At 74.0% G+C, this 9,508-nt stretch carries 9 protein-coding genes; 5 read left to right on the top strand and 4 right to left on the bottom strand.

Annotated elements, in window-relative coordinates:
• Positions 1–69: 69 nt before the first annotated feature.
• Positions 70–1,434, bottom strand: a complete 1,365-nt coding sequence (locus ACWDCZ_RS27270; protein WP_449817209.1) for a M14 family metallopeptidase — start codon at positions 1,432–1,434, stop codon at positions 70–72.
• A gap of 416 nt (positions 1,435–1,850) precedes the next feature.
• Between ACWDCZ_RS27270 and ACWDCZ_RS27265 the strand changes: the two genes are divergently transcribed.
• The 3 genes from ACWDCZ_RS27265 to ACWDCZ_RS27255 all read left to right on the top strand — a co-directional run bounded on the left by ACWDCZ_RS27265 (position 1,851) and on the right by ACWDCZ_RS27255 (position 4,216).
• Positions 1,851–2,432: a hypothetical protein gene (locus ACWDCZ_RS27265; protein WP_449817208.1), complete on the top strand. Its 582-nt coding sequence runs from the start codon at positions 1,851–1,853 to the stop codon at positions 2,430–2,432.
• Positions 2,433–2,580: 148 nt separating this feature from the next.
• A complete protein-coding gene (locus ACWDCZ_RS27260; RefSeq protein ID WP_449817207.1) occupies positions 2,581–3,429 on the top strand; it encodes a DUF4389 domain-containing protein in 849 nt (282 codons plus the stop codon).
• A gap of 154 nt (positions 3,430–3,583) precedes the next feature.
• Positions 3,584–4,216, top strand: a complete 633-nt coding sequence (locus ACWDCZ_RS27255; protein WP_079272205.1) for a peptidase inhibitor family I36 protein — start codon at positions 3,584–3,586, stop codon at positions 4,214–4,216.
• A 40-nt stretch (positions 4,217–4,256) separates the two neighbouring features.
• Here ACWDCZ_RS27255 and ACWDCZ_RS27250 read toward each other — a convergent pair whose 3' ends face one another.
• Positions 4,257–4,448: a hypothetical protein gene (locus ACWDCZ_RS27250; RefSeq protein ID WP_049652898.1), complete on the bottom strand. Its 192-nt coding sequence runs from the start codon at positions 4,446–4,448 to the stop codon at positions 4,257–4,259.
• Positions 4,449–4,600: 152 nt separating this feature from the next.
• Here ACWDCZ_RS27250 and ACWDCZ_RS27245 point away from each other — a divergent pair, with 152 nt between their 5' ends.
• Positions 4,601–5,959 (top strand): hypothetical protein, encoded by a 1,359-nt coding sequence (locus tag ACWDCZ_RS27245; RefSeq protein ID WP_375876801.1) that lies wholly within the window; start codon positions 4,601–4,603, stop codon positions 5,957–5,959.
• A gap of 66 nt (positions 5,960–6,025) precedes the next feature.
• Positions 6,026–7,321: a hypothetical protein gene (locus ACWDCZ_RS27240; protein WP_375876802.1), complete on the top strand. Its 1,296-nt coding sequence runs from the start codon at positions 6,026–6,028 to the stop codon at positions 7,319–7,321.
• A 124-nt stretch (positions 7,322–7,445) separates the two neighbouring features.
• Here ACWDCZ_RS27240 and ACWDCZ_RS27235 read toward each other — a convergent pair whose 3' ends face one another.
• Together ACWDCZ_RS27235 and ACWDCZ_RS27230 are read right to left on the bottom strand one after the other, a co-directional pair.
• Positions 7,446–8,744 carry a nucleotidyl transferase AbiEii/AbiGii toxin family protein gene (locus tag ACWDCZ_RS27235; RefSeq protein WP_387970252.1) on the bottom strand — a complete coding sequence of 433 codons (1,299 nt, stop codon included), beginning with the start codon at positions 8,742–8,744 and terminating at the stop codon, positions 7,446–7,448.
• Positions 8,741–9,472 carry a hypothetical protein gene (locus ACWDCZ_RS27230; RefSeq protein WP_449817206.1) on the bottom strand — a complete coding sequence of 244 codons (732 nt, stop codon included), beginning with the start codon at positions 9,470–9,472 and terminating at the stop codon, positions 8,741–8,743. The genes ACWDCZ_RS27235 and ACWDCZ_RS27230 overlap by 4 nt, the downstream gene beginning before the upstream one ends.
• Positions 9,473–9,508: the final 36 nt, after the last annotated feature.

Raw genomic sequence — 9,508 nt, 5'->3', positions numbered from 1 at the left:
GGCTGCGGGACCACCCCGCAGCCGGCGCCGGGCGGTGGCACGCGGAGCGCGCGTGCCGAGGGCGGGTGCTCAGGCGGAGACGCCGCAGTACTGCTGCTGCTTGCCGATCGCGCGGTAGACGCAGTCGGCCGTCTCCACCAGACGCAGGACCGCTTCGCGGTTGCGGGCGGTCTCGCGGCCGATGACCTCGTCGGGCGGGTAGAAGCCGCTGCCGCCGTTCGGGCCGGGGTACATCTCGAAGGTGTAGGCGAAGACCCGCTGCGCGCCCCACAGCCAGTCGTCGATCGCGCCGTCGGTGATGTAGAGCTCGCTGGACTGCTCGGGCGTGTAGCCGTTGGTGCCGGCCATGTCCCGGCCGATGGCGGCGAAGGTGTTGTACTCGTCGGCGGTCATGCCGGGGACGGTCTCGGCGGTGGTCCAGCCGAACGGCCAGAGCACCAGTTCGCTGTAGGTGTGGAAGTCGATGGCGGCGGTGATCTGCTGCTTGCCGCCGACGACCCGGCTGCGGACGAAGTCGGCGACCACCTTGGTCTCCTTGGCGGACTCCGGGGCGCTGCCCCGGTAGGTCTCGTTGGAGGTGGAGCCGGAGGAGCCGCCGCAGCAGCCCCACTTGTAGTTCCAGTTGCGGTTGAGGTCGGTGCCGACGCTGTTGCTGCCGGAGTTCGGCTGGCGGTCCTTGCGCCAGCTGCGGTAGCGGCCGGTGGCGATGTCGTACTCGCCGCCGTCCGGGTTGAGGTCGGGGATCACCCAGATCTCGCGGCTGTTGACGGCGTTGGCGATGCGGCTGTCGGTGGCGTACTTGTCGCCGAACTCGTGCAGCAGGTAGAGCGCCATCTCGACGGTGAGGTGCTCGCGGGCGTGCTGGTGGGCCGTGAACAGCACCTCGGGCTCGTCCTCGTCGGTGCCGACGTTGTCGCTGATCTTCACCGCGACGATCGGACGGCCCTCGTAGGAGGTGCCGATGACGCGCTTGCTCATGATGTCCGGGTGCGCGGCGACGACCGCGTCGATGTCGGCGGTGGCCTCGGCGTAGTTGTGGTAGCCGGAGTCGGCCGGCGGGAAGTCGTACTCCGGCCCGGCCAGGCCCGCGCCGCCTCCGTCGCCTTCGTCGCCGTAGCGGGGACCGGGCAGCGCGACGGGCGACCAGCCGAGTGTACGCAGCCGGGCGGCCTCGGCGGGGGTGGCGGTGACCACCACCGCGTCGGGCAGGACGGCGTCGACGGAGGCACCGGTGGCGGCGACGGCGGTGCGCTCGGCGACGGTGCGGGGGCCGTCGAGCCGGTACTGCCACGCGCCGTCGTTGTCGGCGGCACCGATGGTGAACGGGGCGGGGGTGCCGGTGTCGGCGGCACTGGCGGTGAGCGGGGTGGCGAGGGCGAGGGCCAGCAGGACGGCGGTGGCCGCGGCGGGCTTCCCTCGGCGGGGCAGTCGCATGACTGTCCTCCTGTGGGGGTCCGTGTGGGGCGGAACGGTGGAGGAGGTTCGGCGCGCGCCAGCTTGATGGTCCGCCAGTGTCATGGGTTCGTCAAGACATCGGAAAGCCCGCGATCCGGCGACGGCCGGCACGGGCGAACCAGAAGGCCCGACGGGCCCCACAGGTCGCCAACCCGCACCGGCGCCGCCGACCGCTCGCGTCCAGGAGGAGGGCGTCAAACACTTACCGATGGACCTGACGCCGTCCCTCCTGCCCCACTGGTGAACAACCGGAGAGCGAGGACTGGCCTGGGACCCGGATCGCCCAGCGGGAGGCTTCGGGCGGCGGCGGCCCGGGGATCGTGGTGAGAATCCGGTCGGGGGCGCCTGCCAGGCTGGGCCCCCGCACATCCGACACCTCGCCAGGAGGACCGATCATGCGAAGAATCCTGCTCACTGCCGCGGCCACGGCGCTGGCCGCCGTCACGGGCCTGGCGGCCGCTCCGGCCGGCGCCGCGACCGTCCCGCCCGCCTCCGCCGCTTCCTCTGCCGCTTCCTCCGACGCGCCCGGGGCCGTCGCCGGTCAGGGCGGGTGGGAGGCGTGGCCCACTCCGGCCTCCGACCTCCCGGCCGGCTCCCGCTGCGACTTCCCCGTGCACCTGGAGCCCGTCGTCGACGAGGGGCAGCGGCGGGTGCTGGAGTACGCCCTCGACGGCACCACCGTGCGGCGCGCCGCCTTCCGGGGCGCCCTCGTCCTGCGGATCACGAACACGACGACCGGCGCCTCGTACGTCGCGGACGCCGATGGCCGGGCCGTCGTCGACTACCGCGCCGACAGGTCCCAGACCTGGCACGCCCACGGCCCGGTCCTGCTCGGCGTCGGCCCGAACGGCGGCAACCTGCCCCGCGACCTCTACCTCGTCGACGGCGTCTACACCATCGACATCAGCTCCACCGGCTACAAGACGCCGACCCTCAGGCACGGCTCCGCCGAACCGCTCTGCGCGAAGCTCGCCTGACAGCCGCTGGAGCATCCCCGCCACTCCTGCGGCTGCCCCGTCCGGCGCAGCGTGACGCGCGCCGCGGGCGGGGTGCTGCGATCTTCGGAGGGCACCCGGTCGCCGCCCGACGGCCGGGTCCCGTCGTCCCGAGACCGTGGAGGCCCGGATGTGGCAGGCTCCTCCCGCCCCCGTCAGCCGTGAGTGGCTCCCGGTGCTGGACATGCCGGCGCCCGCCCCGCAGAACCGCTGGACGGTGCTGCTGCGCGCGCTGCTGCTGATCCCCCAGTTCGTGGTGGTGTGGGTGCTGTCGGTGGTGGCGTTCTTCGTCACCGTCGTCGGCTGGTTCGGCGCGCTGGTGCTCGGCCGGCTGCCCGGCTTCGTGGCGGACTACCTCACCGTGTTCGTCCCGTACGACACCCGCGTCACCGCGTACCTGATGCTCACCGTGGACCGCTATCCGCCGTTCCGGTTCGAGGTGCCCGAGTACCCGGTGCAGGTCGAGCTGCGGCCGGGCGAGCTGAACCGGCTGGCCGTGCTGTTCCGCATCATCCTGGTCATCCCGGCCTCGATCGTGCAGGGCCTGGTGTACGCGGGGTGGTGGACGGTGTCGTTCGTCCTCTGGCTGGTGGTGCTGATCCTCGGCCGGATGCCGCGGCCGCTGTACGAGGCGACGGCCGCGATCCTGCGCTACCGGGTGCGCTACACCGCCTATCTGACGATGATCTCGTCCGCCTACCCCAAGCGCCTGTTCGGCGACGAGCCGGGCAGCGAGCCTGCGGGCCCGGTCTCGGCCACCCGCCCGCTGGTCCTGAGCGGTGCCGCGCGCGGCCTGCTCGTCCTCTTCCTGCTCCTCGGGCTGGCCTCCTCGCTGACGGGCTCGATCACCGCCTCGGTGACCTCGGACGACGACGACAGCGACGACAACGACAGCACCGCGCCGACCCAGCGCGTCACCGCGCCCCTCGTGCCGGGCCCCGCCGACCGTACTCCTCGGGGGCCGCTCGGCGAGGCGTAGCGAGTAGCAGGTAGCAGGTAGCGGGTGACGGGTAGCGGGTAGCGGGTACGCCCGATCCGGGGGCGCGTACGCACCGGCGCACCGCTGCCGCGTACGCGCCGTCTGATCGAGAAAGCAAGGTTACCGGCGGTATGTGCGCGGCTACGTTTGGCATATGACGCACTCTCGAGTCCGCCGACTCCTCGTCCGTACCGCCGGAGCCCTCGTGCTCCTGGTCGCTCCCCTCGGGGCGCAGGCCGCCGCCGCGCCCAGCCAGGCCGGGGACCAGAGAGCCATCATCACCTCCCTGAGCGACGGCGACCGCGACGTGCTGCAGCAGGCGGTGGACGCCCAGCTCGCCGCGGGCAAGGGCGGTCGGCAGACCGCCGCCAACGAGATCACCTTCCCGGACGGAGCGGTGCTGGTGCTCCCGTTGCCCGGGCAGGCGCAGGCGCCGCCGTGGAGCGGCGACCACCGCCGCCGCACCGTCCGGAGCCCGGACTGGAAGCACTGCCCCACCCCGGTCAGCGAGCCGTCCTACTACTGCTTCTACTCCGACCGGAACTGGGGCGGCCGCCGGCTCCAGTTCAACCTCTTCCACGAGGACGCCGCCGTGTACTTCACCGACTACGGCTTCCGCGACCAGGCGAGCAGCTGGGTGAACACGGCACGCGGTCTGGAGGTGATCGTGGACAACGACCCGGGCGACGGCCAGTGGCAGATGCTCTGGAAGGAGCCGGCGGAGTCACTGTCCGCGTCGGTCGCGTACGACAACATGGCCGACCGGTTCTGGGCGGTCCGGCAGTAACGGCCGCCCCCGCCTCCGGACACCGGCCGCCCGCTACCGGCTACCGGCTACCGGCCGAGGCAGCCGAGGCCGGGGGCGAGACCGCGCCGGTGGCGACCGGCTCCGGCGTGACCGTGATGTAGGTCGGCGCCGGAGCGGTCTGCCGGGAGTCCGCCGCGAACCAGCCGGCACCGAACGCGACGATGCCGAGCAGGAGGCCCGCGAGGACCAGCGTGACGATGTGCTGTTTCATGGCCCAAGGGTAGGGGCGGAGCGTCCAACTTCCTTGCAAACACGGCCCGCTGGGCACGGTAGGCGTCAATCGGCGTTGACGCTGCGGCGGCCGCCGCCCCGCTCGGCGGGACCCGTCCGCGGACCGTCGCCGCCGACTGGGAGAATCTCCGCATGACCTCCCCGCTCCACCCCGTCCGCGTCCTCCGGGTCTTCGGCGACCGCCCGTTCGCCGAGGTCGGCCGCCCCGTCCTCGCCGTGCCCGACGAGGCGCGCGGCCTGCTCGCCGTCGCGGGCGAGCGCGCGTTCGCCCGGACCGCGACGGTGGGGGTGTACGGAACGGGGGACCTCGACTGCCGGGCCGTGCTCCGGACGCGTTTCCCGGTGCACGCGCTGGCCTTCCACCCCACCGCGCCCCTTCTCGCCGTCGGCACCGGCGCGTACGACGGCGGCTACTTCTTCGAGGGCGAGCTGCTCCTGCTCGACTGGGAGACGGGCACGACCACCTCGCTCATCGAGCACGACTTCGGCCGCAGGGTCCTCGGACTGACCTGGCTCGACGACCAGGCCCTGCGCGTGCTGATGTCACCGCCGGACGACTGGAAGGACCGGAAGGCGCACGTCGAGGGCCACGTCGCCGTCGTACGGCGGCCCGACTGGCGCACCGCCGCGCCCCGTTCGCTCACGTTCGACGACCTGGCCGGCCCGCGGGTCCCGGCCCCGCGGGCCGACGGACGCGAGGAGGCCCACCGGGCGCTCTCCGCCCTGAGCCCGGACTGGGAGCCCCGGCGGCACGTCCTCGCCGTCGAGGAACGACCGGACGGCGCGGTCCTGGCCACCCTCGCCCGCGAGGAGGACGACGAGGAGGGCGACCAGGACGACGCCCCGGAGCAGCCCGGGGGCACCACGCTCCCCGACGGCCTGCTGCTCCGGCACCGCACCGTCCCGTACCTCGACGTGCACGACCGCCTGCGGATCCGGCGCGGGAGCCGGGACTACGTCAACCAGGCCCCGCCGCCGGGCCGTCGGGAGACGGAGCCGTACGTGCTCTCGGTGCGCTCCCCCGACGGGGCGGACCTCCAACCCCTGTTCCCGTTCTCCTGGGAGCCCGGGGAGACGCACTTCCCCGGCCCGGGCGTGGAGACCGCCGACGGCGACCTGGTGTACGCCGGCACCGTCTACAGCGGCCACGGGCTGCAGCCCGGCGGCTCCTTCGTCGTCCGCCGCTCGGGCACCGACGGCACGCCGCGCTGGGTGTTCCGGACCGACCACGTCGCCCTCGACCTCGACACCGACCCGGACACCGCCCACGTCGCCTACCGCGACGGCGAGCTCCTGGCCCTCGACCTCCGCACCGGCGCCCTCCGCCGGCGCCACCGGCTGACCGTCGCCGGTGTCCCCGTCGTCCCGACCGCGCTCACCGCCACCGGGGCCGGCCGCCTGCTCGTCGGCACGGCCGACGGCCGGGTCCTGGAGTGCACGACCGGTTGGCCCTCCGGGCCCGGGGCGGCGGACCGGGAGGGCACCGTCTGAGCTTTCCTCCGGCATCGGCGAACTCCCCTTGTATAAAGGGACGGAGGGGACCGAGGAGGTCGCAGCATGCACTCGAGCGAACAGCCGCAGAAGGCCGGGCCGCCTCATCGCGACGCGGGCCCGGCCCGGCGCCCCGGCACCGGAGCACGCTCCGAAGGGGACACGCCCGCGCGGGGCGCCGCGGCCCTGCAGCGCACCGTCGGCAACGCGGCGACGGCGCGCATGATCGCGGAGCAGCGGGACGGCACCGGCCGGGACGACCGCCGGGCGGCCGTGGGACTCCAGCGCGCACCGGGCGACCAGGCCGCCCCGCGCCGGCCCCGGGTGCAGCTGGACCAGAACAACGTGCTGAGGATCTGCGAGGCCGCCACGCCCGACGGGCAGGCCGCCTCCGGCGGACGGGCGGCCGACCTGCGGACCATCGTGTGGGAGGACCACTGGGCCGCCATCTCCGAGGTGTGCCGGAAGCACAAGTACACCATCGCCGTGCGGGAGACCGGGGAGCACTCGATCCGGCGCATCGCGGAGGGCGCCAAGCCCAAGCCGCACACCATCCTGGAGAAGTCCATCAAGCCCTCCTCCGTCCGCAAGAAGTACGGCGCCGGGCCCGGGCAGGCCGAGGGCGACCCGGCGACGGTGCTGCGCTGGCTGCAGGCCCAGGACCTGAGCGGCTTCGTCGGCCACTGGAACGACCAGGGCCTGGCCGGCATCCGGATCGACCGCCCGCCCCGGTCCGTCCTGGACCTGGGCATCGTGCAGACCGGCCCCGGGGGCGAGCAGTACGTGCCGATCGACCTGCGGACACAGGACGGCGGCCCGGCGCTGACCCGGCTGAAGGCCGATCCGCACTGGAAGCGCTACCTCTACACCGGGGACTACGACCTGCACGAGGTGTACTCCGCGCAGGGCGGCACGGGCGGCGGCCAGATCCCGGAGGCCACCCCCGAGAAGGCCAAGCTGCTGGACCGGCTCAACGCCGGGATCGCCGGGACGGCCCAGGAGGGCGAGGTGGTGCGCAGCGGCAAGGTGGCCATGGAGCACGGCCGGCTGCACATGGCGGGCGGCTCGGAGTACGCCATGTTCCAGCACGGCGACCAGGCCACCTACCGGATGAACCAGTACCTGGAGGCGCTGGAGGGCGAGGTGGCCCGGCACGCGGCGCAGCTGGTGCGGGCGGTGGCCACGGAGGCCGACGAGCCGCTGGCCTGGTGCCGCATGGGGCAGTGGTACGTGACCAGGAACCGCGAGGAGCACGCCGTCCTGCGCGCCCGCTGGAAGCTGGCCGTGCCGCACACCTGGGGCGCCGACGAGGTGGACCGCACCGCCCGCGGCGGCTACCGCACGGCCGGCTACATCGACTGACCGCGGAGCGGGCCGCACCGGCCTTGCCGCCGTACCGGCCGTACCGGGGCCGCGTCCCGTGCGGCGGCCCCGGCGGCCGGGCGGCCTGTCCTGACGGTCGGTCGTGCGGCTGTCAGGCGGGGTGTCAGCTGTCGGAACCGCCTCCCGTCCCGTGGCCGTCGGCGAGTTCGGCGGCGTAGCGGTCGGCGGCCTCCGCGAGCTGGTGGGTCATCCGGTCCACCTGGCTGCCGAGGTGGCCGGAGACGATGCGGTGGGCGCCGTCGAGGTCCCCGCCGAGCAGCTCGCCGGTGATCACCAGGGTGTTGTCCGGGAGCATGCGGCGTCCGGACATCCGCCGCTGGACCTCGTCCATGCCGACGTCCGCCAGCGTCTGCCGCAGCTCCTCGGTCAGCGGGGCGAGCCAGCGGGCGCGCAGCGCGTACTCGCCGTGGTCGGCGAAGGTCGGGTGGAGCCGGGCGAGGAGCTGCGCGGGGTAATCCTCGCCGTGGTCGGCGAACTGCGGGTAGTCCTTGGCGAATTCGTCCCAGTCGACGTCGAGTCCGGTGATCTGCTCCGGGAAGACCGGCCAGTACAGGCAGTTCGGGTCGGACTGGGTGAAGACCTCCCGGAGCAGCTCGTACGGGACCTCGGCGGTGCGCGAGAGCAGGACCGCGTCGTACAGGTCCTTGCCCTGCGGGTGGATGTCCGAGACGAGCCAGAGGATCTTCCAGGCGAGGGAGAGCTCGGGCGTGGCGCCGAGCAGCGGGCCGGTGACGCCGGGGAGCAGGTAGGGCTGCGGCGGGACGGGCAGGTGCTCGGTGAAGACGAAGTCGAGCTGGACCGACCCGCCCGGAACGCCCGGGGCCGTCCACGGCAGGACGAGCCGGCGCCCGGGCACCCGGTCGTAGGTCCAGATCTCGTCGCTGACCGCCTGGTCGGCGTGCACCCGCACGGTGCCCGAGAGCCGTTCGGCGCCGGCGGCGAGCTCCCGGAACATCCGGCCAGTGCGCTCGTCGGCCAGCTCCCAGTCCGTCGGGCGGACCACGAAGTCGAGGTCGCCCGGCTCCCGCGCCTGCTCGCCGTACCAGGCGCGCAGCAGGACGCTGCCACGCAGCACCAGGTGGTCGGCCCACGGCGAGTCGGCGACGGCGGAGAGCACGGTGGCCAGCGCCTCGCGCCGCGCGGCGAGCCAGCGTTCGGCGAGCCGCGGGTCGGCGAAGGCCGGCTCGCTGGGCCGGAGGGCCCGGGCGTACCCGGCGAGGGCGGGGTCGAAGACCGGCTGCTGGCTGACCGCCTCGTCGTCGACCGGCCGGATGGTCCTGGGCAGGTCCCGGTCCTCACGGACGTCCTCCGACGGCGGCCGCTTGGGCAGCACCACGCCCTGCCACGGTCCCCAGTTCAGGTTCTCCCACGCCACCGGCGACGGGGACTTGCCCTCGGTCATCCCTGCTCTCCTTCTCCGTCTCCGTACGGCCGGGCGCCGTGCCCGTGCTCGCTGATCCATCCCGCGTCCAGGTCCTCGTGGCTGTCCACGACGACGAACTCGCGCTCCACGGACACCACCTCGCGGCCGTCGGCGGCGAGGTCCCGCAGCAGCGCCTCCAGCCGGCGGCCCGCGGTGTCCAGGCCCACCGAGCGGCACCGCTGGGTCACGAACCACTCGCACCGGCCGTCCGCGCGCACCCGGCGCGGATTTCGCGACAGGTGCGCACCGTGCCGGACGGCCAGCTCGGTGAGGGTGGCGAGGCGCGCGTCGTCCGCCTCGGGCACCGGGCCCGGGAGCAGCAGCTTGACGTGGTGTTCGAAGTACCGGCCGGCTCCGTGCGGCGCCGCGTCCTCGTCCGAGGCCGGGACGCCGTGTGCCCACGGCGCTGCCTCGATCTTCGCCCGCAGGACGGTGAACCCGGCTCGGGCCAGCCCCTCGGCCGTCCGGGACGTCACCGCGGCGACCTCCGCCAGCGTGCCGTCGGCGCGCAGGGTGAGCATCGGCTGCGAGGGCGCCGCACCGCGGGCCAGCAGGATGTGGGTGAACTTCACGTCGTGGCCCCGCGCCCACGCGGCCAGCGCCTCGGCGGCTCCGGGCTCCACGGTCAGGTGGACCTCGAAGTCGCCCCGGACGTCGGGAGGCGCGGGCCGGTCGTCACGGCGCTGGTCGGAACGGGTCAGGAGCATGGGGAGCATCCTGCCAAGCCGCTCTGACAACGCCGC

It is taken from the genome of Kitasatospora sp. NPDC001225, assembly GCF_053597855.1.
Note: the sequence above shows the minus strand (reverse complement) of the source record. Positions and strands in the feature narration are given on the sequence as shown.

What these genes read in the sequence shown, in the direction of transcription:
- ACWDCZ_RS27240 (WP_375876802.1), top strand. Translation starts at nt 6,026, where the DNA reads ATGCACTCGAGCGAACAGCCGCAGAAGGCCGGGCCGCCTCATCGCGAC.
- ACWDCZ_RS27235 (WP_387970252.1), bottom strand. Translation starts at nt 8,744, where the DNA reads ATGACCGAGGGCAAGTCCCCGTCGCCGGTGGCGTGGGAGAACCTGAAC.
- ACWDCZ_RS27270 (WP_449817209.1), bottom strand. Translation starts at nt 1,434, where the DNA reads ATGCGACTGCCCCGCCGAGGGAAGCCCGCCGCGGCCACCGCCGTCCTG.
- ACWDCZ_RS27260 (WP_449817207.1), top strand. Translation starts at nt 2,581, where the DNA reads ATGTGGCAGGCTCCTCCCGCCCCCGTCAGCCGTGAGTGGCTCCCGGTG.
- ACWDCZ_RS27250 (WP_049652898.1), bottom strand. Translation starts at nt 4,448, where the DNA reads ATGAAACAGCACATCGTCACGCTGGTCCTCGCGGGCCTCCTGCTCGGC.
- ACWDCZ_RS27245 (WP_375876801.1), top strand. Translation starts at nt 4,601, where the DNA reads ATGACCTCCCCGCTCCACCCCGTCCGCGTCCTCCGGGTCTTCGGCGAC.
- ACWDCZ_RS27255 (WP_079272205.1), top strand. Translation starts at nt 3,584, where the DNA reads ATGACGCACTCTCGAGTCCGCCGACTCCTCGTCCGTACCGCCGGAGCC.
- ACWDCZ_RS27230 (WP_449817206.1), bottom strand. Translation starts at nt 9,472, where the DNA reads ATGCTCCTGACCCGTTCCGACCAGCGCCGTGACGACCGGCCCGCGCCT.
- ACWDCZ_RS27265 (WP_449817208.1), top strand. Translation starts at nt 1,851, where the DNA reads ATGCGAAGAATCCTGCTCACTGCCGCGGCCACGGCGCTGGCCGCCGTC.